This window comes from Nitrospira sp. Ecomares 2.1 (assembly GCF_965152585.1).
In genome coordinates this window covers 1,914,755-1,939,082 of sequence record NZ_OZ224219.1, presented here as the reverse complement: position 1 = coordinate 1,939,082, position 24,328 = coordinate 1,914,755, and the positions used below count along the sequence as shown (strand labels likewise).

Annotated in this window: 20 protein-coding genes; 15 read left to right on the top strand and 5 right to left on the bottom strand. The window is 54.0% G+C overall.

Features of this window, described 5'->3' with window-relative positions; genetic code table 11:
* Nucleotides 1-43: 43 nt before the first annotated feature.
* The 4 genes from ACWHYD_RS08440 to ACWHYD_RS08425 all read left to right on the top strand — a co-directional run bounded on the left by ACWHYD_RS08440 (nt 44) and on the right by ACWHYD_RS08425 (nt 3,911).
* Nucleotides 44-688, top strand: a complete 645-nt coding sequence (locus ACWHYD_RS08440) for an RNA polymerase sigma factor (RefSeq protein WP_447965459.1) — start codon at nt 44-46, stop codon at nt 686-688.
* 199 nt (nt 689-887) lie between these two features.
* A complete protein-coding gene (locus tag ACWHYD_RS08435; RefSeq protein ID WP_447965458.1) occupies nt 888-1,106 on the top strand; it encodes a heavy-metal-associated domain-containing protein in 219 nt (72 codons plus the stop codon).
* The gene (locus tag ACWHYD_RS08430; RefSeq protein ID WP_447965457.1) at nt 1,103-1,243 is read left to right on the top strand and encodes a hypothetical protein; all 141 of its coding nucleotides are present in this window, start codon (nt 1,103-1,105) and stop codon (nt 1,241-1,243) included. The genes ACWHYD_RS08435 and ACWHYD_RS08430 overlap by 4 nt, the downstream gene beginning before the upstream one ends.
* A 241-nt stretch (nt 1,244-1,484) precedes the next feature.
* Complete coding sequence (locus ACWHYD_RS08425) at nt 1,485-3,911, top strand: heavy metal translocating P-type ATPase (RefSeq protein ID WP_447965456.1); 2,427 nt, start codon at nt 1,485-1,487, stop codon at nt 3,909-3,911.
* A gap of 745 nt (nt 3,912-4,656) precedes the next feature.
* On the opposite strand, the gene ACWHYD_RS08420 is transcribed toward ACWHYD_RS08425, so the two are convergent.
* The 4 genes from ACWHYD_RS08420 to ACWHYD_RS08405 all read right to left on the bottom strand — a co-directional run bounded on the left by ACWHYD_RS08420 (nt 4,657) and on the right by ACWHYD_RS08405 (nt 11,285).
* A complete protein-coding gene (locus ACWHYD_RS08420; RefSeq protein ID WP_447965455.1) occupies nt 4,657-4,989 on the bottom strand; it encodes a P-II family nitrogen regulator in 333 nt (110 codons plus the stop codon).
* Nucleotides 4,990-5,015: 26 nt separating this feature from the next.
* Entirely contained in the window at nt 5,016-8,267 is a 3,252-nt protein-coding gene (locus ACWHYD_RS08415; protein ID WP_447965454.1) for a DUF2309 domain-containing protein, read from the bottom strand.
* A gap of 42 nt (nt 8,268-8,309) precedes the next feature.
* Entirely contained in the window at nt 8,310-9,485 is a 1,176-nt protein-coding gene (locus ACWHYD_RS08410; protein WP_447965453.1) for a hypothetical protein, read from the bottom strand.
* A gap of 105 nt (nt 9,486-9,590) precedes the next feature.
* Complete coding sequence (locus ACWHYD_RS08405) at nt 9,591-11,285, bottom strand: proton-conducting transporter transmembrane domain-containing protein (RefSeq protein ID WP_447965452.1); 1,695 nt, start codon at nt 11,283-11,285, stop codon at nt 9,591-9,593.
* Between the two features lie 686 nt (nt 11,286-11,971).
* Here ACWHYD_RS08405 and ACWHYD_RS08400 point away from each other — a divergent pair.
* The 5 genes from ACWHYD_RS08400 (at nt 11,972) to pepN (ending at nt 17,403) form a co-directional block, all read left to right on the top strand.
* The gene (locus ACWHYD_RS08400; RefSeq protein WP_447965451.1) at nt 11,972-12,922 is read left to right on the top strand and encodes an NmrA/HSCARG family protein; all 951 of its coding nucleotides are present in this window, start codon (nt 11,972-11,974) and stop codon (nt 12,920-12,922) included.
* 217 nt (nt 12,923-13,139) lie between these two features.
* Nucleotides 13,140-13,376 carry a type II toxin-antitoxin system ParD family antitoxin gene (locus ACWHYD_RS08395; RefSeq protein WP_447965450.1) on the top strand — a complete coding sequence of 79 codons (237 nt, stop codon included), beginning with the start codon at nt 13,140-13,142 and terminating at the stop codon, nt 13,374-13,376.
* Entirely contained in the window at nt 13,369-13,659 is a 291-nt protein-coding gene (locus tag ACWHYD_RS08390; protein WP_447965449.1) for a type II toxin-antitoxin system RelE/ParE family toxin, read from the top strand. Before ACWHYD_RS08395 ends, ACWHYD_RS08390 begins: the two co-directional genes overlap by 8 nt.
* Nucleotides 13,660-13,748: 89 nt before the next feature.
* Nucleotides 13,749-14,492 (top strand): class I SAM-dependent methyltransferase, encoded by a 744-nt coding sequence (locus ACWHYD_RS08385; protein ID WP_447965448.1) that lies wholly within the window; start codon nt 13,749-13,751, stop codon nt 14,490-14,492.
* Between the two features lie 235 nt (nt 14,493-14,727).
* Nucleotides 14,728-17,403: an aminopeptidase N gene (gene pepN / locus ACWHYD_RS08380; RefSeq protein ID WP_447965447.1), complete on the top strand. Its 2,676-nt coding sequence runs from the start codon at nt 14,728-14,730 to the stop codon at nt 17,401-17,403.
* 636 nt (nt 17,404-18,039) lie between these two features.
* On the opposite strand, the gene ACWHYD_RS08375 is transcribed toward pepN, so the two are convergent.
* Nucleotides 18,040-19,182 (bottom strand): alkene reductase, encoded by a 1,143-nt coding sequence (locus tag ACWHYD_RS08375; RefSeq protein ID WP_447965446.1) that lies wholly within the window; start codon nt 19,180-19,182, stop codon nt 18,040-18,042.
* A 926-nt stretch (nt 19,183-20,108) separates the two neighbouring features.
* Here ACWHYD_RS08375 and ACWHYD_RS08370 point away from each other — a divergent pair.
* The 6 genes from ACWHYD_RS08370 (at nt 20,109) to ACWHYD_RS08345 (ending at nt 24,210) form a co-directional block, all read left to right on the top strand.
* Nucleotides 20,109-20,309 (top strand): type II toxin-antitoxin system VapB family antitoxin, encoded by a 201-nt coding sequence (locus tag ACWHYD_RS08370; RefSeq protein WP_447965445.1) that lies wholly within the window; start codon nt 20,109-20,111, stop codon nt 20,307-20,309.
* A complete protein-coding gene (locus ACWHYD_RS08365; RefSeq protein WP_447965444.1) occupies nt 20,306-20,668 on the top strand; it encodes a type II toxin-antitoxin system VapC family toxin in 363 nt (120 codons plus the stop codon). The genes ACWHYD_RS08370 and ACWHYD_RS08365 overlap by 4 nt, the downstream gene beginning before the upstream one ends.
* Before the next feature lie 762 nt (nt 20,669-21,430).
* Nucleotides 21,431-21,634, top strand: a complete 204-nt coding sequence (locus tag ACWHYD_RS08360) for a type II toxin-antitoxin system HicB family antitoxin (RefSeq protein ID WP_447965443.1) — start codon at nt 21,431-21,433, stop codon at nt 21,632-21,634.
* Entirely contained in the window at nt 21,631-21,843 is a 213-nt protein-coding gene (locus ACWHYD_RS08355) for a type II toxin-antitoxin system HicA family toxin (protein ID WP_447965442.1), read from the top strand. The genes ACWHYD_RS08360 and ACWHYD_RS08355 overlap by 4 nt, the downstream gene beginning before the upstream one ends.
* Nucleotides 21,844-22,526: 683 nt before the next feature.
* Nucleotides 22,527-22,862, top strand: coding sequence for a DUF6788 family protein (locus tag ACWHYD_RS08350; RefSeq protein ID WP_447963655.1), 336 nt, complete (start codon nt 22,527-22,529; stop codon nt 22,860-22,862).
* Nucleotides 22,863-22,902: 40 nt separating this feature from the next.
* Nucleotides 22,903-24,210 carry an IS4 family transposase gene (locus ACWHYD_RS08345; protein ID WP_447965821.1) on the top strand — a complete coding sequence of 436 codons (1,308 nt, stop codon included), beginning with the start codon at nt 22,903-22,905 and terminating at the stop codon, nt 24,208-24,210.
* Nucleotides 24,211-24,328 lie beyond the last annotated feature (118 nt).

Genomic DNA, 24,328 nt, shown 5'->3' with positions numbered 1-24,328 from the left:
CACTTCCATTAAAAGTACCGTTCTTCCCGAATGCCGGCCGGGCATGATATGGTCCAATCCGCCGGGATTGATCGAAGACCTGGAGCGCCAAATGGGAACCGAAGCCACATCTGAAATGGGGAAAGATGCCCGGCACCATCCCCTCCTCGATGAGGTGATGAAGCAGCTCACTGATCATCGCCAGGCCTTTCACGCCTTCCTGACCCGCCGACTCGGCAATCCTGTTTTCGCCGAAGACCTCCTGCAACAATGCTTCATGAAAGCTTTGGCCCATTTCCATTCCATCAAACAGATGGACCGGATCATCCCCTGGTTCTACCAAATCCTTCGACATGCGCTGATTGATTATTATCGAAGCAAAGAAACGGACACCAAAAGGTTTCAAGCATTTCTTGTCGAGACCGAGACACTGGGCACCCATCAGGTCCCTTCGCTGGATGAACTCCAACCGACGATTTGTGCCTGTCTGGATCGACTCGTATTGACCCTCAAGCCCGAATATGCCGCCATCATTCGTCGGATTGATTTGTCCGGAGAATCCCTGAAGTCCGTCGCTAAGGATTTACAAATCACCACGAATAACCTCACGGTCCGTTTGCATCGAGCGCGTCATGCCTTGCGAAAGTCCTTGGAAGATTCCTGCGGGATTTGCAGTAAGCATGGCTGCTTGAATTGCACCTGCGAATAAGCCCCAATTCCCCTTCTCCCTATATCTACCACTCCCCTCTTCAACTTTGTTTTTTCAATTTTCTTCCCGTTTGAGCTTTCAACACTCCACCCACTGTAAGAATTCCATCCGGGCTCCGTCTATATAAGCAAACGGGCGTGTCGGACAAAGAACGTGACACGCACCACACACAAACATATTTCACCAAACGGAGGTTCCCATGGAAGATCTCACACTCGCGATTCAAGGCATGAGCTGCGGTCATTGTGTTCAAGGCATCACCAACATCCTTTCAAACCTGAAGGGTGTGAAGGTTGATCAGGTGAAAATTGGCGAGGCCACCCTTGGCTTTTATCCTCAAACCATCACACCAGAAGAAATTGTTCACACGCTCGAGGAGGAAGGCTATAAAGCCCGGCTCAGTGTGGAGGTCGTATGAGCACCATCGAATGGATCGTCATCATCGGTGGACTGACCGCGATTGTCTGGGTCAATTGGTACTTCTTCATGGCCCAGGCCATAGCGGGCAAGCAAATTCAGAAAACCGAAGAACCCAGGCAATTATCCATGCGGTAACCGGGAAATGAACTCCTCGTCCTGCTGATTGTGTCATCCTGAGTCTCTGGCGAAGGATCTGTGCGCAGCCGATGACATTTAAGCTGAGCGAGATCCTTCGTTTCATCCAGGATGAGAGGGTTGCTCAAGGTGACAGTGGGATGAGGGGCCAACCGAGGAAGTGCGTATTATTTAAATGGCTGAATATTCGTTTCAAAAATCTTACCCATCAGCATCGAGCGTACAGAATAGGGAAACCGACATGAACACCGTCATCGCAAAAACAGAGAGAACACGATCGCATCCTCCCATGAGGAAACGAGACGAACCGCCTGACATGGCCCAAACCCGGAAAGTGAGTCTCTCGGTCGGCGGGATGACCTGCGCCGCCTGCCAAATCCGCGTGCAACGCGCGCTGGATAAGAAACCCGGCGTCCTTCAGGCCTCAGTCAATCTGATGTTGAAAACGGCGGAGGTGACCTACGATCCTGACACCACCACCGCGGATTTGGTTAGACAGGCCATTACACAGACCGGGTATGAAGCGGAGATTAAGCCGCCGGACCACACGGACCGGTATGAGCAGGCCAGACAGGAACAGACGCAAGCGGAGGAATTTCGATCATTTCGCAACAAGGCCATTGTCAGCGGAATACTCGGGGTGGTCGCCATGGTGCTCTCCATGCCACTCATGAGTTCCGGACTCTCACATGCGCACGGTGGGGCGACCGATCCGTTCATGCAATGGATCATGGAATGGATGACACCCGTCCTCACATCATTTGTACCCGACCTCTATGCACTCGATACGGCCTGGCTCTCGGTAATCCTGCTCGCCATGACCATCTTCGTCATGACCTGGGCAGGCAGACATTTTTATACGCGAGCCTGGGCGGCCTTCCGCCACCATTCCGCCGACATGAATACCTTAGTGGCCGTTGGCACCGGCGCGGCCTTTCTCTTTTCTCTCCTGGCTACTCTCGCGCCAGAGGTCTTTCTCACCCGGGGGATGGCACCGGAACTCTACTATGAGGCCGTCATCATGATCATTGCGTTGATCCTGACGGGAAATGCGCTTGAATCAAGAGCCAAGCGCCAAACATCAGCAGCCTTGCGAAAACTCATGACCCTTCAACCACGAACCGCCCGGATCATCCGGGACGGCCGGGAACGACAGATTCCGGTGGAAGACATGCACACCGGGGACACCGTGCTGGTCCGTCCCGGAGAACGCATACCCGTGGATGGCACCATGCTCGCCGGAACCAGCTCGGTCGACGAATCGATGCTGACGGGAGAATCCATGCCCGTCGACAAAAAACCCGGCGATCGCCTGATCGGAGGAACCATGAATACCACCGGCGCGTTTCAATATCACGCCACAACCTTAGGCACAGACAGTGTCCTCTCTCGCATAGTACAACTCATGCGCGAGGCCCAGGGGTCACGCGCGCCGATTCAAAAACTGGCCGACCGTGTCAGCGGGATTTTTGTTCCCGTAGTCCTGTCGTTGGCGATTGCCACATTTATGGTGTGGTTTGTCATGGCGGATACCGCCCCCGCCATACGCGCCCTGGTCGCCTCGGTGTCAGTACTGATCATCGCCTGCCCCTGTGCGATGGGATTGGCGGTCCCCACAGCCGTCATGGTGGCCACCGGAAAAGGAGCCGAACTGGGCGTACTCATTAAAGGTGGAGAAGCGCTCCAACGGGCAAGCCAGGTCACGACCATCGTCATGGACAAAACCGGTACGCTCACCGAAGGACAACCGGCCGTCACCGAAATTCTCTCCGCCCCCGGCACGAAATACACCGAACAAGAGATCCTTCGTCTGGTGGCCTCAGTGGAAAGTTCGTCGGAACATCCACTTGGGCAAGCCATCGTGCGACATGCCGCAACCAGGAAATACTCCTTATTTCCGGTGCACGCGTTTCAAGCGATGACCGGGCGAGGCGCCGTAGGCATAGTTGAAGGACGAAAGGTCGCAGTAGGGAATCTCGCACTCATGTCTGAGTTGGACATCCGGACCAGCGCCATCCAACAGGATGTCGAGCGATTCGCCAGAGAAGGAAAAACACCCGTGTATGTGGCGATCGACGGTACGGTGGAGGCCTTAATAGCCATTGCCGACCCGCTGAAAGCCTCTTCTCGCGAGGTGGTGGACCGCCTGCACCGGCTGGGGTATCAAGTCACGATGCTCACGGGCGATCACCAACGCACGGCAGAAGCGGTGGCACGAATGGCCGTAATCACACGGGTAGTGGCGGGCGTCTTACCCGAAGGAAAGGTGGCTGAAATTACGCGGCTCCAATCGGCAGGAGAAGTCGTGGCCATGGTCGGTGATGGAATGAACGACGCACCCGCCCTCGCCCAAGCGGATATCGGCATCGCTATGGGAGCGGGATCCGATATTGCCATCGAGGCCAGCGATGTCACGCTCATGCGGAATGATCTGCATGCGGTCGGATCCGCCATCGAGTTGGCCCGGCAGACCATGAAGACCATGAAGCAAAATTTGTTCTGGGCCTTTATCTATAATGTTGTGGGCATTCCGGTTGCGGCCGGCATACTTTTTCCCATCTGGGGCATTATGCTTAGTCCCATTCTGGCCGGTGCGGCCATGGCCTTCAGTTCCGTCAGTGTCGTCACCAACAGCCTCCGGCTCCGCATGTGGTCGCCTGAGAACTGAACCTCGTAAGCCATCTTGAGGGGCATCAGGCAGCCGGGAAGAAACGGACCCGTTTTTTCCCGGCTTCGGCGGGGACAAGACCGTTATATCCTTGTCATCTTAAATGAAACAAAGAAGTGTTGAATAATTATAATTTCCAAGGGTCTATTGACCAACAGACACGTTGCATATGAGAGGCCTCGGGGCGATTCAAAAAAGCATGTTCTGAGGTTTTCGAAGGGTTCGTCCAGTCCTGCCCTGAGTCATGCCGAAGGGAAGGCCGCAGTCATTTTTGCGCGCAGAGCGTACTTCCAGTACGTGAGCACGGAAAAATGGCGAGAACGCCGCTGGCGGCTTTTTTCAACAGCCCCTGCAACAATCGAAACCCGGTGCAGACAACCACAGCCATCGCACGTTTTAGACACTCCACAACCCGGCCGGAATATCAGCAGCAGAGGGAACGTGCCGCATTCCGAAATTTAACAGATTGCTATTAATTTGATAGGAAAATGGGTGAGTGAGGGTTTCGATGTTATGTAAAGCTTTAGCAGGACCAACAGTTCTACTGATTCATGGCAAACAGGAAATACCATACATGCGAGCACAGGCTACCATCGTCCAAACCTTGCTGCCTTCAATAACACATCTTTGGGAAATCAGGATACCTCCTACCAGCGTGACATACGTTATTGTCGTCTTCTATTTGCACCGGCGGGAGGATGTTGTCATATCCACCATATGCTTCACATTAGAGTATCCCGGAGAATTAGGAATTGGTGGATTCAAAATGATCGGGTCTCAAGACACTGGCATCGAGCACAAACAAACTTCCCGAATGCCGCTCGAGGAAGGGCTTCAGCGCCGAGAGGATAGGCTCGACCTTATCCTCAGGCACCACAGTCAGGACCATTTGCAAACTGCTCGTATCATTAAACATCAGGTGACCCTTATGGTATCCGCTGTGCCCCTTACCTGAAACATCACTGAAGACGGTATACCCGCTGGCCTTGATTCGATCCAGCACATCGGTAACAAAACGGATATGTTCTCCTTCAAGAATGATTTTGATCTCTTTCATGGGGTATAGCCTGATGCTCATAACGTCGCACTCCTTCTAAAAGGGAATTAAAGAATAATCCGCCACTCCTCCGGTGAATGGTACAGAAAGAACTCCATGGTGACCGGGTCGAGGGCCACCAGATTGATCCACTGATTTCCGATTAAATTTTGCAAAAGTTGGTGCCTCGAAATGATGAGAGATATGCGTTCCAAAGGCGCTTCAATGATGCCAAAGAGCCGCATCGGTTCGTGGTAAGGCTTGGGACCATCATACACCGTCTGCAAGGGTAGTCCTATGCGCAAGTCACTCTGGGAACCATACATCACCCCGATCCGGCCGACGACATTATGGTACACCTTACTCCCCGCTCCGTATACCTCGGGATCCACAGTGGAAAAATAATGTTCCATGTTGATCCAATTGCCCACAATCAACGGGGCCGTCATAATAATCTCTAGATATTTTCCCGTGGGGTCCTGGAGGTAATCGTAGGAATGCAAAAATGCCCGTCCTTCCAGATTCAAGCCCCGCGTCAATAACCGCCGGCCGATGATGAATGTCGAATGTCTCGACAAGCCCCATTCAGGCCTCACCTGGGACCAATCCGAACTTCGTCGTTTGGCCAGACTGAGACTTTTTGGCAACGACGGCGTGCCGCTCTCGTCCGGTAAGCGGCCCAATCGTTCCTGACTGTTTCGGCGTCCCGCTTGCTCCAGATCGTGTTGGAGGCGCTGAAGGTCTTTCCGGTGAGTGGCGGGAACGTCCTCCAAATCTTCCAACTCCACTTCGTCGGTGGTGGTATTATGTTGTCCCGGTAAAAAATGGGTGTCTGGCGGAATATGGATGTCTTTCTGGGCAAGAAGCTGCCGGACAAGAGGCTTATTGGCCATGGCCGCAAAAGCCCGCGCGTTGGAGATGCCGTGGTTGCCGCCGCAAGCCCCGCAGTCCAGAGCCGACTCATAGGGATTGTTCTCCGATTCGCTCCCATGGGCACAGATCAAGACCAGTCTGGCAAAGCCTGTGGTAAACCCGATAATCCGCAAAGCGGTTTCCACATAATAGGCCTGTTCATTTGTCGTAAACCCTTTCTGGGTAATCCGGTGCATACGTCGGCTGACCGCCCGGTGATGAATGCCGGAGTCCTTTCGCAACTCTCCCAGAAACTGTTCATGGCCGCTGGCGTTCCATCCTAACAACCGGTCTAGAGAATCTTCCTCCGTGCTATCCATTTCAAGCTGATACAAGGCCTGCCTACGAAGTCGATCCACTTGATCGTGCGGAACGGCCAGACCCAGACGACCGTAGCGTTCGATTAAGAGACGATAAATTGTCGCCCGATGTTCGGACGCCACAATTTCTTCAGCCTCCTCCCTGGACAGTTTGTCCACGGTTAATGTGGTGGCAATCGGAATTGCAAACCATTGCTTCAACCAGGAGGTGAACCTCCGGTACCAGGCCGGAGCAATCGTCTGGCCGAAGAGTCTGAACCCGAAAAACCAGCCGATCGCCTCGACCATCACATACGGGGTAATCACATTTTCTTTCAAATCATGAAGCAGGGCATGTCCGGTCTTGGCCAGAGTCTGACGTTCGAGAAATCGTTCAGCCGCTTTTCCCTGAGAGGCACGGGGAATTTCCCTGACCACATGCTTGGGTTTGAGCAGGACCGGACATTGATCGGTTTCCTGTTCACTCCCGAAACTCTGAAAACAGATGGGAAGGCCGAAAAATCCGGCGAATCCGAACGTTTCATTCCCCCCCGCTTCTTCAAGATGCCGTCGGAACCCCTCAGATCGCACATCAATACAAAACATCGCCTGGGCCGGCGGTCTGGAAAACGTGGGTTTGTCCTTCTTGGAATCACTTTCATGCACAATGGCCAAATTGGGAGAAAGGCCCCTGACGAAGCCTTTCACATAGCTCATCTCAAAAGCCTGGAGCCAGAGGGGCCCATGCGTGGAGTCGGGAAAATTGGCGGTCCAATCCAGCAGCGTATCCAGGACTTCAGGCGGACATTCCACCAGGTCATTCAGCGGAACTCCCAGTGATCCGGCCAGATGGCAAAGAAGCAACGTGTCTCCTTTGGCCGTTAAATCCTGTTGGACCGATCCCCATTTGGCGTCCGCTTCACGTCCCACGCCATCAAGCGTTTGCAAGGGAAGCGGGGTTGCATTGAATAGAGTCTCGTCCAATTTGGGAAATATTTCCGGATCCAGCCTTCCGGCACGAAACATCCGGTAGAGACCATAGCCAAAAGGGAAATGCTCCATGGAGGACAGGATAGCCGTATAGGTGCCCGGAAGTCGGAGGCGATCCTGACACACCCGCTGCACCAACTCACGCTCGTAAAAGAGACGAACCGCCAGATATTGAACCAGATCGATGGGAAAGGCCGCCTGCCATTCATGGTCAACCTGGTCGGCACGCCACTTCAAAAACCCGGTCCACCCCGGAAGCTGGGCCAGGTGCAGGGTAAACACATTGCTCCAGAGATCGTGAGGAACACCCATGGACTGGAGACAGGCGAGGACGGCATCTTCCGGCCGGTCGGGAAGGTGTTGCAGTTTGCTGGTCCAATCCGGAATGCCCAGCAGGAACCCGGAGCCCTCCCGCTGAGCCAAAGCCTTCCAACTCCCATAAAACGTCTTTTCCCGCATGGGCATGGGCCAGGGAGCGTGCCCTTGATCCAGGAACCCCGCACACCACTTGATGAGTTCCTGATTGATCTCTTCCTGAAGGGACGTGTCACACATCCGATCGCACCATGCGGCCAACGTCTCCTGTGTCCCCAGATTCTTTCCGGCCTGATCTGTCTGGTGGCGGAAGGACAGGTGAGCGTCCCCATGCGTGCCACGGGGCTGAAGCCGGAGAAACAATTCCCTCACACGGGGGTCTTTACACGCATTGAGAAAGACGGCATTCCGGACATCATGGGGGACGGCGCCGGTCCCATGAATCAGGAGCATCCGCAAGATTTCGAGGTGGGAAATGTTCCGCGTGCCGATCGTGACAAAATGATTGCCGGCAAACGGTGCAACGGTATCGGTAATCGCCTCCTCCAAAAACCGGCCCTGCCGATAGAGGTCACGATATTCCTGATTGGGTAAATATCCCCGTCCTCCCAAAAACGTTCCGGCCTCCGCAATCGCCCGGTGGATGGGTAGATGTTCCAGGCCATGAAGCGGATTGTGGTGAATGAAGGTCTGCATGGGCCAGAACTGGGAAATCGCTTCACTCGCTAAATGAATCAGCGACCTGACCTCGATGCGCTCGATTTCTTTAAATGACTCGACTTCCTGTGCCGTGGAATCTGTCATCGTCTCCATCCCTTGGTGTGTTGCATCAGACATTCAACCGTATTAAGCCATCATTCCGCACATGCTTGCCGTGACCATCAACAGGAGCAATGTCCAGAGTTCATAGACCGATAAATCACGATGGGGAACATCGGATCGGGGCTTTCCGAACGCGGTTTGATGCAGCATCGTGGTAAAGACCCAACTGACTGAAAGCCACACCGTGAACAACAACAGCCAAACCGGGAACAGAAAATGTGCCTCAGGGGCGTCGGGCGGAATATTCTTGAATGCGGCCACTACCGGCAGCACCGGCAACAGCATAATCAGAGAAATTAAAAACGTGAAGATGCCCCGAAAACGCGGCAACCCGGCACCCAACCCTTGCAGAGTGTTCAGAGGATGGGCCCCGTATCGTTCGTGTAAAAAGGCATATGCACACAACAGCGCACTCATCAACAATGCGACCGCCATCCCGAAGGGAAGCCCCCATTCTGCTATATGAGAAAACTCACCACTCAACCCCCACAGTAACGCGAGGAAGGTGATCGTGGCATAGGCCAGGCCTTCACGAGGGAGGCGATGTCCCATCGCTTTCAGGGAGGCATAGAGGGAGCTTACCAGCGCAAGCACCGGCAACACGCCCTTCCATTCCACATGGAGTATCAGCATGGCCTCCAGGTCCTGAAGCTGGGACAGCCCCGCAGCCAGCCAGACCACAAGCCAGACACTGCCGAGAGATTCGCGGGACGACCGGAGGATACCCAAAAAGGGCAGATGAAAAGGCACGAGAGGCAAAAAGGTGAGGACCAGAAACAGCACTCCGACAACGCCGCGTCCTTCCTCCATGAAGATCGCCAGCACAGCCAGCATCAGGGCTAACGAAACATGCACCAGAGCCAGGGACTTTTGAAGAGAAGCAGCCATGTGTCGCGCCAGAAAAAAGCCCGTATAGGCGAGAAGGCCGATGACAAAGATCCGGTTGAACGGCTCCATACCGAGCACTCCGCCCAGGCCCAGTCCGCCCAGCAGGAGGATGGGCCCCACATCATCGGAAACACGTGATGAGCCTTGTTGACCAAGGAGGCCACAGAAACAGGCAAGAAGAATGGCGGCGGCAAGGAGACGGCCGGAGGGATCGGATCCGGTGTCCCATCCCAATACGGTCAAGACTCCCCCGGCTACCAGAATGGCGGCCAACCCGATTCCCCACAACCCCGCTGGCACGGTTCGCTCCATATTAATTCCCCACCATCAAAAGATCCGGGACGAAAGAGAAAGGCGGACACCAGTCATTTACAAGGTACATCTTCACAAGACATTCTCATTTGACCAAGACGAAGACTAATACCGATAGGCCACTTTCTCCGCCAACCGAAGCAGGGCAGAGCCCAGCTTTTTAAACAGGCCATCCACATAACACCGGTTGATGAAGAGAACCCAACCGGTCTGCCGTATCGAGAGCACCCAATGCGGATTGAGAATTTTTTGTCCACGAGCCGTGGTATACATAATCAGCCAGCCAAACAGCACCACCAGCGTCGCCACCAGGATCATCCCATCGAACACCTGTGGCGGGAAGGCGGCGGCCTGGAAAAATCCGTTGGCCACGCCCGGATCCGGATACAGAAAATGCGTGAATGTTTCGCCCGCCCATAAATACACGAATCCGATAAAAAACAACGTCCCGATCATCGCACCGGCGACCTTCCAGGAGGCCACGGCCTGCAGGCGATAGAGACTGAAAATGGCCTGGGAAGCCGTTACCCATCCGAAAAAGAGAAAAATCACCGCCCCATGAGCATCCTGAAGTGGAACCTCTAACACGCCATGGGCCACCAGAAGAATGAACAACGGCATGAGCAGCGTGACGCTCAGCCCGGTCATCCAGGTCAGCCCGGTCGGCAGCTTGGTCGGTCGATGATCGGAGGAGGGGGGAAATTTCGGTTCATGTCGCGCGGCTTGAATGAGACTGCCCGAAGCCAGAAACAGGGTGGCCTTGAAAAACCCATGGGCAATGAGATGGAAGATGGCCAGGGCAAACGCTCCCAGGCCGCATTCCATAATCATATAGCCCATTTGTCCCATCGTGGAGAACCCCAACGTTTTTTTGATGTCATTCTGAACCAACATCATCGAGGCGCCGAGCAGGACGGTGCCGGCCCCCACGATGAACACGAGATGAAGCGTCGTGGGTGAGAGTGCGTACAATGGGGCCAACCGGTTCAGGAGAAACCCTCCGGCATTGATGATCCCGGCATGCATGAGGGCAGAGACCGGCGTCGGGGAATCCATCGTATCCGGAAGCCAGACGTGGAGAGGAAATTGCGCGGATTTAGCCATCGCGCCCACAAAAATCAGCAGGGCGATAACCGGAACAATGTTGAGTTCAAGGGAGGAACCGGCCCACAACCGAATCATGGGAGGATCAGAAGCCGCCTGTTGAAACACGGCGGCAAATTCGAACGTACCAAAATATTGATAAATCAGCAGGAGGCCACAAAGAAAACTGACATCTCCAATTCGATGAACCAATAAGGTTTTTCGCGCATACTCGGAAGCCAGGGCATGAGAAACATTGAAGGCCAGGAGGAGATACAACACCCAACTCAAGAGTTGCCAAAACAGAAATAACACCAGGAAATTCGGGCTGGCCACCAATGAGAGGATGGTGAACGTCATTAACCCGAGTAATCCGAAAAACCGCTGGTACCCGGGATCACCCTCTAGATAGCGGCGGGAATACAGATGAATGACTGTGCTGACACTGGAGATGAGCACCATCATCACCGCCGTCAGCCGATCGACCAACATCCCCACGGTCAGGGAAGGAGCGGCTTCCTGCCCCCAGGACCAGAAGGTGAGGTGAATAGGACCCTGCGTACTGACGTGGTAGAGGGTCAGAAAAGAGAACAGGCTGGACCCGGCCGTGGCCACGATCCCGATCAAGGCAACATGGGACTGCAGTCGTTTGCCCTGCCATCCGATCAGCATGGCGGCGAGCAGCGGAAGGAGGGGAATGAAAATAGCCATGTTCATAGGGAATCAACCACATTCTGGAAGGCGAAGCAGCATCGAGAACGCCCCGATGGCCCGTACGCCACGACGTATTTTCCGGTTAATAATATTCCGTCTTGCTCCAATCAAGCATAATCCTTTTACTTAACGATTGATATTGCAATACGCAATAATGTGTTAGACCTAATTCATGGGCCTTTCGGTTCTCACCTCTTGATATCTTTTGGCGGAAAATTACCAAGTCACCGAGCGGCTCCCTCCACCCCGCAGAAGAGGTGAACAGGTATCCACGGCGCGATTCTTCTGAAGAAGAATGGTTCCTGTCAGATCGTTTAGCGATGCGCAAGGCGAGATAGTCTTTCATGTACTATATAGGCCTCTTGATCCATGAGGATATATTCAAAAATAAACGATAAAAAGAAGAAATAATTACACGGAGATCATTTTTTAAAGACGACGGGCAAGAAACCACCTTGTAACCCACGCTTGACTTTCCTTCTGACATGCCTCCACCTCCCGTACCAGCCGGGAAAAGGTGCGAGAAGAAACACACCCTTCCGGGACTTTTGAGATTTTCCGGACGACGGTTCCGAGAGGTATAATTCCCCTTCATTCTGCGCAGGTGAGGCTCTGGCGGAATTGATCGGTTTGAATCGGTGAAGCAAATATCTATTGCGATCGTCTAATCTCATAAGAAGGGATCCAATATGCCAGACAAAAAAATTATTGCCGTGGTGGGCGCCACGGGTGCGCAAGGTGGCGGTTTAGTCCGTGCAATCGTGCATGACCAGAATAGTGGCTTCATTGCTCGCGCGTTGACGCGGGACATTCATTCGGACAAGGCCAAAGCTCTCGCAACCCTGGGGGTGGAGGTGGTGGCGACCGACTTAGACGATCCTGAGAGCTTGAAACGGGCTTTTGAGGGTGCCTACGGCGCATTCTGTCTCACGAGTTTTTGGGAGCATGGTTCCCCGGAGAAGGAGTTGGCTCAGGCCAAGGCGCAAGCGCACGCGGCCCAACAGGCCGGAGTGTCCCACGTCATCTGGTCCACGCTGGAAGACACCAGACAGTGGATTCCGCTCGAAGATACCCGCATGCCGACCCTGATGGGAAAGTACAAGGTCCCCCACTTCGACGCGAAGGGTGAGGCGAATGACGAGTTTTTGAAACGCGGGGTGCCGACAACCTTTTATCTGACCTCATTCTATTGGGAGAACCTGATTAACTTTGGCATGGGCCCCAAGACGGGTCAGGACGGAATCCTCAGGATCACCCTGCCGATGGGAAACAAAAAACTTCCCGGTGTCGCAGCGGAAGATATCGGAAAGGGCGCACTGGGCATCCTGAAGAAAGGCGGGGAATTGATCGGAAAAACGGTCGGGATTGCCGGCGAGCATTTGACAGGCGACCAAATGGCGGCGGCACTCACGCGCGCCATCGGACAGAAGGTGCAGTATCAATCAGTGGAACCGGCCGTCTATGCTACGTTCGGATTTCCCGGCGCGGATGACTTGGCCAACATGTTTCAGTTCAAGCAAGAGTTCGAATCACAGTTTTGCGGGGCACGCGATCCGGACCTCAGCCGAAGACTGAATCCGGACTTGCAAACATTCGACCAATGGCTTGTGCAGAACAAAAACCGTATTCCGATCGAGTAACCCTGACGCCCCCCTGTGTCCTCCTGAGCCCTTCACGACATCCCCATCCGTTCGCCTTGGCACAGGTCTTTACGGTCCGATCGCTCGCCCATTTTGCCATTTCTGAAGTCTCTGGCAGGAATGAATCTGTCTCTCAATTGCGAATCACCTCACCCATGGTGTCACTGGTTGGAACGGATTGGCCATCTATGCCAGAATGAAACGTGGAGGATAAGAAATGGCAACAATGAATGTGTCGGTTCCCGATCCCATGAAGGACTGGGTGCAGGGCCAAATTGAGACGGGAAAATATGCCAACGCCAGCGATTACGTGCGCAATCTGATCCGGCGGGATCAAGAAAAAATCGAGGTGTTACGAAAAACACTTCTCGAAGGAGAGCGTAGCGGTGTGAGCCGACGGAAGGTTGAGGACATTATGAACGATGTCAAAAAACGACGTGTAGACAATGAGTGAGTATCAACTTTCGAAAAAGGCAGACCAGGACCTCCAGAGAACCTACGAATTTTCGATCCAGCAATTCGGGCAACACGTGGCGGATGAATATTTCCTTTCCCTCAGAGATTGCCTGATGCAGGTGGCCGATAGTCCAACATTGGGACAGGATTGCAGTGAAATTGTGCCGGAATTGTTCCGGTTCGAATGTGGCCCCCACTCCATTTTTTATAAGACGGGAAAAAAGCGTATTGTGATCGTCAGAGTCATACACCAAAGTATGAACCCGGACATACACATGTAAATCAGCGTGATGACGGCGCGACTCTTCGGTTAACTCCCCTACCCATCCTCCCTACTGAAATCATTGCCAAAGAAATTCCTAGAAAACAGATGAAGTATTGTCTTCAATTACACGATCAACAATGGCAATTGATCGATCAGGATGAACCGGATCTGACCCCGGTGGTCATTGATTTTGTGTCCGGCAAAACCGCGTATCGAAGAAAATATGGCCACGCCGGTGGCGAGGCCATCAGTAAAGCGGTCGGCATCAAAAAAGGCAAACGACCGACAATTGTGGATGCCACCGCCGGGTTGGGGCGTGATGCCTTTGTGCTGGCGACGATGGGATGCCGCGTGCATATGATCGAGCGATCGGAAATGATCGGCACACTCCTGGAAGACGGATTACGTCGTGCCGTAGAAGATGAGAAAATTGGCGCGCTCATCAAAGACAGGCTATCCCTCACTTGTGGGGATAGCCGACAAGCCTTGCTCCATGTCCCGTTTGCACCCGAGGTCATTTATGTCGATCCCATGTTTCCCCTCAAAGACAAATCGGCGCTCGTCAAAAAAGACATGCGAATTGTCCAGGATATCGTCGGGCAGGATAGAGATGCCGATGAATTACTGAAGGTAGCCCTCACGATTGCCACCAACCGGGTAGTCGTCAAACGCCCGGCCTATGCCGATTATCTCGCCGGAATCAAACCCCAGACCTCGATCAAAACAAAAAAACACCGCTTCGACATCTATCTAACACCCCGCCCGGTAGTACATGATCATCCTAAGAAAAATGGAAGACCCAGCGAAGCCATGACGACAACTACAGCATTCGCTCAGACCTTTCGATAATCTGCACCACCCTTCCTTGTCTACCCACCACCAGTGGAAAGCAGAACATATGAAGCGGTCCCACCGAACCTTCAGGGCCAGGCATCCGACTTCTTACTTCGTCTTACTCATTTTGGAAACCGCGAGAGCGTAAGACAGTGAGCCTATCCTCTTGCGTATGCGGTGAGGTATGTTAACAATGAAGCCTCTGGCCATAGCCGGATATTGAGGATGATGAACAATAGGAGATGATGCCGTGTCTGAAGTAAATGCCGTGACATACCTGAAAGACTATACGCAACCTGATTATTGGGTCACACATGTTGATCTGACGTTTGATCTACGCGATGGAGAAACGTTGGTCAGCGCCAAGTTACAGGTGAAGAAAAATGGCAGTCATGATCACCCGTTGGTCCTTGATGGCGAAGAACTGGAATTGCTGGAGGTGAAACTCAATGGCCTTGCGATCCCCAAGAAGGCCAATTTGACCGAAGGCTACATCGTTGATCAAAAGTCCCTTTCACTCCAACCCAAAGGTGACGCCTTTACACTCGAAACGCATGTCAGAATTCACCCCGAACAGAACACCGCCCTTGAAGGCCTGTATAAATCAGGCGGCAACTGGTGCACGCAATGTGAGGCCGAAGGGTTCCGGCGAATCACCTTTTTCCCCGACCGCTCGGATAATATGGCGACATACACCACGAAGATTATTGCTGATCAGATTGCGGCCCCGGTTCTCCTTTCTAACGGGAACCTCGTCGATCATGGGCCAATGGATGGTCAACGGCATTATGCGGTGTGGGAAGATCCTTTCCCCAAACCCAGTTATTTATTTGCCCTTGTCGGGGGTGACCTCGCGTGCATTGACGATACCTTCGTGACAGCCAGCGGGCGTCAAGTGGTGTTGTGTATTTATGCGGATGAAAAAGACCTCGATAAACTTGATCATGCCATGGCCTCCCTGAAACGTGCGATGACATGGGACGAAGAGGTGTATGGTCGTGAATATGATCTTGACCTGTTCAATATTGTGGCGGTTGACGATTTCAATATGGGTGCGATGGAAAACAAGTCCCTGAATATTTTCAACACGAAGTATGTATTGGCGCATCCTTCTACGGCGACCGATGCCGATTATCAAGGCGTGGAAGGGGTGATTGCCCACGAATACTTTCACAATTGGACCGGGAACCGGGTGACATGCCGGGACTGGTTTCAGTTGTGTTTAAAAGAAGGCTTGACGGTCTTTAGGGATCAGGAATTTTCCGGGGATATGGGTTCGCAAGCGGTGAATCGTATCGATAACGTCCGAAGCCTACGGATGAGTCAATTCCCCGAAGATGCCGGGCCGATGGCCCATCCACCGCGACCCAATCAATTTGTCACCATCAATAACTTTTACACCGCTACCGTCTACAGCAAAGGTGCGGAGCTCAATAGGATGTTGCATACCCTATTGGGCAAGGAAGATTTCCGTAAAGCGTCGGATAGGTATTTTGAACGGTTCGACGGGCAAGCGGTCACGGTTGAGGATTGGGTGCATTGTATGGAAGAGGCCTCCGGTCGGGACCTCAGCCAGTTCATGCTCTGGTACACCCAGGCAGGCACACCCACAGTGAAAGCCGATTGGTCATGGGATCAGGCGAAGCAAATGTTCATCCTCACGCTCGAACAGATTGTCCCAACCATACAGAATCAATCAAACGGTCAACCCAGACACATTCCCGTGAAATATGGATTGGTAGGACCCGATGGCGAGGATGTCAGTCAAGGAATGCTGGAGCTCACGCAAGCGAAACAGACATTTACCTTCGAGAATATCCCATCTGACTCTGTCCCTTCGCTTTTCCGCCATTTTTCCGCTCCGGTCAATCTGGAGGCTCCGTATACAGACGACCAATTGCGACATCTGATGGTGCATGACCGTGATGGATTCAATCAGTGGGAAGCAGGCAATCGATTCCTCACCACCAAACTCATGGATCAAATTGATCGTGACGAACGCGGAGAAGACATCCTCGTTGGCGAAGATGTCCTGGATTCATTTCGTAGGATTTTGCAACGAACAGATATGGACCAGGAACTCATGAGCCTGGCTCTCAGCCTGCCCGTCTATCAGGAACTGGCTCCTAACCGGACGGTGATTAATCCGCAAGCGATTCTTAAAGTACGAAAAACATTTCTGGAAACAATCGGCCGTGAGCTTCACGATAAGTTTCTCGAGATTTACCACACCACCTATGATCCCGGTAAGGCCTATGATCGTGCGGATGCCGGCCGCCGTAGTCTGCAAAACACCGCGCTCGCGTATGTGTCGCATTCAGGAGACGCAGACGTGGCCAAGCTGGCCGTGAAGCAATATAACCAGGCCAACAATATGACCGACCGCTATGCGGCTATGTCGATCATCATCAATATGGATGAGGCGCAATCCTATCGAGACGACGTGACCCAACATTTTTACAATCAATTTGCCAATGATGCGTTAGTCGTCGATAAGTGGATGGGGGCATTCGCGAGATCACAGAACGATAATATTCTCCAGATCGTAAAAGACCTGACAGGACATGAGGCCTTTACACACCCCACCCCGAACAGAATGCGAGCGTTGTATGGGACCTTTTCGCATGGCAACCCCAAAGGTTTTCATGCCGAAGACGGATCAGGGTATGCCTTTGTCGCGGACTTTCTCATGGAACTGGATGCTAAAAATCCCCAAGTGGCCTCAAGAATGATTGGGGCATTCGAGAAGTTCCGGCAACATCGATTGGATTTACAAAACAAAATGGAAGCACAACTCCGTCGAATAGCCGAAATGAAGAGTCTTTCAACCGATCTCAGTGAAAAGCTGGAGCGGTATTTGGGTAAAGAGACATTTAGCCAGCTCAGGGCTGGGAAAGAGGATGCCAAACCACCATCTCCGGCATAAACATGAGAGCAGGGTTGAAGACAGACAGGGCGAAAAGTTGAGCGAGTCCTATCAATCAATTCCTCCCCAATCCTGCCATTTCCTAATCGAAGCCCATGCTCCGCCTCCGTCATTCCCGACATCCATCATCGGGCATCCCTCTAAACTTCCTCCTCCTCACCTTCAGGTCGGCTACCCGGGCTGACGTTTAATTTGTGAGGCGGACCTTGTTTGAGCCCTGCGAGTTGGGCCGCCCTCCCTGCTCCCACATCAGCAAGATTTTATGGGGCCGACCTGGGTGAGATTGGTTTTGGCCACTTTTGCCGAAACAAAAGTGGCTCGTCGTTCGGGGACGAAACCCCGACACCCATCAAACCTTCACATCACCCCGACATCCATCATCGAACAGACACCATTTTCCACATACCAATCCCCGCCTCCTCACCTTCAGGTCGGCTACCCGGGCTGACGTTTTATTTGTGAGGCGGACCTTGTTTGAGCCTTGCGAGTTGGGCCGCCCTCCCAGCTCTCACGTCAGCACGATTTTATGGGGCCGACCTGGGTGAGAATGGTTTTGGCCACTTTTGCCGAAACAAAAGTGGCTCGGCTGCCGGGACGACCCCCGGCATCTCCTCCCTCCAACCGTGAGAAAAATGTCTATTGGGGAGTAACCGTTTTCGGAGAGGAATCAGGCGTTGCGGTATCAAGATACGGATAATCCGTATATCCCCGGGCATCTCCCCCATAGAAGGTAGCGCGGTCATAGGGATTAAGAGGACCGCCCATACGAAAGCGATCGGGAAGATCCGGATTGGCGATAAATAACCGGCCAAACGCCACGGCATCGGCATGGCGGGCGTGAATCACGGATTCAGCAGTTTCCTGAGTAAAGCCACCGGCGGCAATGACCGGTCCGCCGAATAAACCCTTAAAACGGGAAGAGGCATCGGGAGCATTGGGATCAAGCGCATTCGTATCGCTGCGCTGATTCGCACGGGGTTCCACGATGTGCAGATACGCCAGCTTTCTTTTACCAAGCTCCACCGAGACATGTGAAAACAGCGCCTGCGGATCACTATCGCGGATGTCGGCCGACACACCCCACGGCGCAATCCTCACCCCGACGCGGTCGTGGCCGAACACCCCCGTCACCTGTTCAACAATCTCAAGCAGAAACTGCGTGCGATTTTCAATGGACCCGCCATAGGCATCCTCCCGCCGGTTCGTATGATCCTGGAGAAATTGATCAATAAGATAGCCATTAGCGGAATGAATCTCGACACCGTCAAATCCCGCCGCCAGCGCATGCTCGGCCGCCTTGCGGAAATCACCGATAATCTCTTCAATTTCCCCAAGGGTCAGCGCGCGAGGGGTTTCGAAGGGGACGACATTGCCCTGCCGGTCCATATGATTGCCGGCCGCAACAACAGCCGAGGGAGCGCCGGGCAGCCGTCCGCCTGGCTGCATTGAACTGTGGGAAATACGTCCGGTGTGCCAAATCTGTGAAAAGATAAAGCCCTGCTTGGCATGCACCGCCTCGGTCACCCCTTGCCAGCCCCTCACCTGATCCGCAGTATAAATCCCCGGCGCACCGGGATAGCCACGGGCCTGTTCAGAAGTATCCGTCGCCTCGGTGATAATGAGCCCGCCGTCGCTCGCCCGTTGCCCATAATATTCCGCATTCAGCCCGTGGGGAACGTCATCCGGTTGCTGACTGCGAAGCCGGGTCAGGGGCGCCATCACCACCCGATGTTTGAGAAGAATCGCCCCAAGGTTAAGGGGTTGAAAAAGTGCCGACATACCAAACTCCTGTTCAAAGTAATTTCAACCAATCGCCGTTATGGAAATTTACCATATCGACGGGAAAATCCGTAAATGGCGAACCAGGAAAAAACATCCCTTATCAAAAAATAGCCAGGTCCCGTCCCGGCATTAATCTTCGCCCCCGGTCATTCATGCAAGCCACTTTTCCTACGAGCCCCTGAAAGGTTCGTCTTATAGGGTCGACGCCTGCCGGTTGGCCCAAAGAAGGGACGCTCTTAGCAGCCAGCGGACCTTGTTTGAGCCTTGCGAGTTGGGCCACCGTCTGTGTGTTTGCCTCGGTACGCTTTAATTTGGAGCCGACGCCTGCCGGCTGGCCCAAAGGAGGGACGCTCTTAGCAGCTAGCGGACCTTGTTTGAGCCTTGCGAGTTGGGCCGCTCTTCTAAATGTTGGCGTCCCTCCACTTTTAGTAAGGCCAGACGGGGCGTCAATGGTTTTGGGTCCTTTTGCCGAAACAAAAGGACCTCGCCGCACGGGGGCGAAACCCCGAATCCCTTGACCTCGCCTGCCGGTCCGAAACCCCACCACCCATTCCTCGCGTCATCCTTCCTCCGCTCCTCACTCTTGCATAAAAGTCTCGCAACGGTTCTTCTCCCATGTTCCGACGCCTGCCGGCAGGCCCTAGGGAGGGACGCTCTTCGCATTTGGCGGACCTTGTGTGAGCCTTGCGAGTTGGTCCGCTCTTCTAAAGGGTGGCGTCCCTCCCCTTCAATAAGGCCAGACGGGGCGTCAATGGTTTTGGCTACTTTTGCCGAAACAAAAGTGGCTCGGCTGCCGGGCCGAAACCCGGCATTGACCAAACCTTCACATCATGCCCGACATCATTCATGGGGCAACAATCCCCTTCTGTCGACAATCAAAAGCGTCATTGACTTATATGCATAAATAGTGCATATTCATACATATGAGAACGACTTTAAACATTGACAATGACCTGCTAGAAAAAGCCTCGAAATTAACCGGTATTGAGGAAAAAACCGCATTAGTTCGGTTAGGGCTTGAGGCGCTTATTTCCAAAGAGGCAGCCCACCGCTTGGCCCAACTTGGAGGATCAGAAAGGCAACTGAAGTTGCCTCCGCGACGGCGATCAATCCCCAAGCCATGATTCTCGTCGACACCTCCATCTGGGTGAACCATCTCAGAGCAGGAAGTCCCCGTCTGATATCCTTCCTCCAGGAAAGTTTGGTCCTAACCCATTCCGCTGTCATTGGAGAACTGGCGTGCGGAATGTTAAAAAATCGTTCCGAAATCTTAGCGTTACTCCAGGCGCTTTCTAAGGCTCAAATAGCCGACGATGACGAAGTCCTTCACTTACTGGAATCTCAAAAATTGTATGGAGCAGGACTGGGATGGGTCGACTGTCATCTCCTGGCTTCCGCTCAACTAACAGGGTGTGGCATGTGGACTGCTGATGGTGCTCTTCAAAAAGCTGCAATTAAACTACATCTTCAAGTCTACGAATAAACCCCATCCTTCCGATCCACTTCTTCCCCTCCATCCTTCCTGTAGTCCTCCTTTTTTTTCAAGGAAGTGCCAAATATATTCTTCCCTACATTCCGACGCCTGCCGGCTGGTCCCAGGGAGGGACGCTCCTAGCAGCCAGCGGACCGTGTTTGAGCCATGGGAATTAATTCACCCTTACTCTCTCAGCTCCCCCGGCCTGGTGGTATGGCCGAGCGGTGCAACCGGCCACGGGAAAAAGGCGGGCAGTGTCCGAGCCCTTCGGCGAAGGCTCAGGATAAACTCCGCGAGTTGGTCCGCCCTCCGTGGTTTTGCCTCGGTACGCTTCAATTTTGATCCGACGCCTACCGGCTGGCCCCAGGGAGGGACGCTCTTATCCGTTGCGGACCTTGTTTGAGCCCGGCGAGTTGGGCCGCTCTTCTCCAATTAGCGTCCCTCCCCTCCAATGTGACCAGACGGGGCGTCAATGGTTTTGGCTACTTTTGCCGAAACAAAAGTGGCTCGTCGTACGGGGGCGAACCCCCGGTATCCACCTATCCCTCATTCCTGCGATTGCTGACAGGACTCTCGGTCAAAGAAATGACATCTGACAGAGAGTTGCTAAGGAGAAGATGGTGCTGATGGAAATATGTGCAGAACATCGCCAGGCTCCAGACTCACATGAATGACCCAGTTGAAAGATCAAAACTTGGCCTGCAATTACCCGGAAGGCAACTTCTGGTATACTTTAGCCACATCAACAGTGCTATCAATGGGGAGGTCAGCATGGAATATCCAATCGTTATCGAACAAGACCCTGAAGCCGGGGGGTATGTCGTCTATTGTCCCACGTTAAAAGGGTGTGTTTCACAAGGGGAGACTGAGGAAGAAGCCCTGGATAATATCAAGGATGCCATTAAGACCTACCTCGAAAGTATTGAAGATTTAAAACGACAAAAGAAGCTGCGGACCGTCGAAGTCACGGTATGACCAAACTCCCGCAGGTCTCTCATGAACGCGTCGTGAGAGTCCTCAAGCGTGCAGGATTTTACCTCCTTCGAGAAGGCAAGCACATTTCCATGACCGACGATAAACATATCGTCATCATTCCTCGCCAGCATGTCATCAAACCGGGCACATTAAAACAGATCCTGGACGCGGCGGAAATATCCTCCGAACAGTTCCGGGAACTTCTCTAGCTCGCCGTCTCATCGCAATTTTCACCAGCAACCATTCCTCATCCGTCATCACGCACCCTTCTTCACATCTGACCCACCACCTGCAGGTCGGCCAACCGAACTGTCGCTCAAATCAACAGGCGTACCGTTCATCCGACGCCTGCCGGCTGGCCCCAGGGAGGGACGCTCTTATCCGTTGCGGACCTTGTGTGAGCCATGGGAATTAATTCACCCTTACTCTCTCAGCTCCCCCGGCCTGGTGGTATGGCCGAGCGGTGCAACCGGCACCGGAAAAAAGGCGGGCAGTGTCCGAGCCCTTCGGCGAAGGCTCAGGATAAACTCCGCGAGTTGGTCCGCCCTCTGTGGTTTTGCCTCGGTACGCTTCAATTTTGATCCGACGCCTGCCGGCTGGCCCCAGGGGGGGGACGCTCTTATCCGTTGCGGACCTTGTTTGAGCCAGGCGAGTTGGGCCGCTCTTCTCCAATTAGCGTCCCTCCCCTCCAATGAGGCCAGACGGGGCGTCAATGGTTTTGGGTCCTTTTGCCGAAACAAAAGGACCTCGTCTGCCGGGACGAGACCCATAGCTGTTAAGCTAAGCCAAAGATGTTCCTTGTTCCTCCGCTTGCCTTGCGCTTTTTTTGTGCTATATTACCGATAGCATTATAGAGCTATCGGGTTTAATGAGAAACTAAGAGGAGGCACCGATGACGCGAGAAGAGCAGACCCTGCAACGGATTCAACGGCAGCTGGCCACCTTGGGCCCGGTTTTGCCGGGGAGCCTGAGTGAGCAGTGGAATGTGTGCGGGACACCGGGCTGCCGGTGCAAAGCTCCCTCCAATCCCAAGAAGCATGGGCCCTACTATCAGCTCAGTTTTACTGTGGCGGGCAAGAGCTCCACGCTCTTCGTCCAGAAGGAGGACCTGGGCGAGGTACGGCGGCGACTCAAGCGCTATCAGCGCTTTAAGGTGTTAACCACGGCCTGGGTCCAGGCGTGTCTCGGCCTGGCTCGCAGCCAGGGCTTCAGGGGGGCGTCAGCATGAGGGGGCTGCCGAAGTTGTTTGCGGGGTTAAAAAAAACGAGATCACTCGACTGGCCAAACACACGGGATTTCAGCAACGCCACGGGCGGCTCACGCCCTATGACTTTCTCGTCCTGCTGACGCTGGGCCAACTGGGGATGATGCATCCGTCCTTGGAGGGGATGGTCGCGGCGCTCTCCTCGCGCATCAGTCGCGAAGCCTTACATCAACGCTTTACGGCCTCAGCGGCCGTCTTTCTCCGCCACTGTCTGCACACCGTGCTTCGACACAAACTGCAGCCGGTGCCGATCCGCACGAACCTGCTCCAGCCGTTTGCTCGCGTCCTGCTCGTGGATAGCTCGAGTTGGGATGTCAGCGAGCAACTGGGCGCGATCTTCCCCGGCTCGGGGGGCAACGCCTCCACCGCCAATTGCAAGCTTCAAACGGCGTATGACTATAAGCAGGGCGAACTGACCTTTCTGGCGGACACCGCCGGTACCGTGCCGGATAATCGCTACACCGACCACCTGCCCGCTCTGGTCAACACGACCGACCTGGTGCTCTTCGATCAGGGCTACTTCAAGCTGGCGACCGTCAACGCCATGATGAGGAAAGGCGCCTTCTTTCTGACGCGCTTGTTCCTCGACACCACGGTGCACGATGGCCAGACGGGCGAGCCGCTTGACCTCGGCCAGGTCTTACGGGCCGCCCCGGGGACGACGGAGGAACGCCTGGTGTGCCTGGGGCAGGGCAAGAATCAAACGCGCGCCTGTCGGCTGGTCTGCCTGCGCGTGACCGCCCAGGTGGCCCAGGCCCGACGCCGGCGGTTCAAGGCCCACGCCCGCCGACAAGGCCGGACCGGCAGTCCACGGCATGTGGCCATGTGCGACTGGACGCTCTTGATCACCAATGTGCCGGAGCCCTGGGTGCCCTTGGACATGGTCCGGGCCTTGTATACGCTCCGGTGGCAGATCGAGTTGCTGTTCAAACAATTTAAATCCATTCTGCGTGTGCATCAGTCGGCCACCGGCAATGTTCATCGCTTGCGATGCGAGCTTTACGGCAAATTGATTGCCGCGGTGTGGGTGCAGCGGCTGCATGCGGTCGCCAACACCGCCCGGTGGAATACCTCACGCCAAGAGATCAGCCTGGCGAAGCTCTACAAGCGGCTCCAGGAACGCGCGTTTCTCCTCGCGCAATTCGTCATGTGGTCGGAGGCCCACGCCATGGGCTATCTGTCCCAAGAGCTTGAGTCGCTGCTCAGGCACTGTCGAAAACATCGACAGCGCTCACGGATGAGCACGCTGGACATGCTCGAAGTGGGCTTCGATCCGAAACTCTACAGAGGGCAAGGGCAAGGCTTAGCTTAACACCTATGGGACGAGACCCGGCAATCCAGCTATTGAAATCTCAATGCCACCTCGCGATTCCAAACTAAAGCCACCATAAAATCAACGGAACTTCAAAAGAAATTTCCTCAATTCTAGG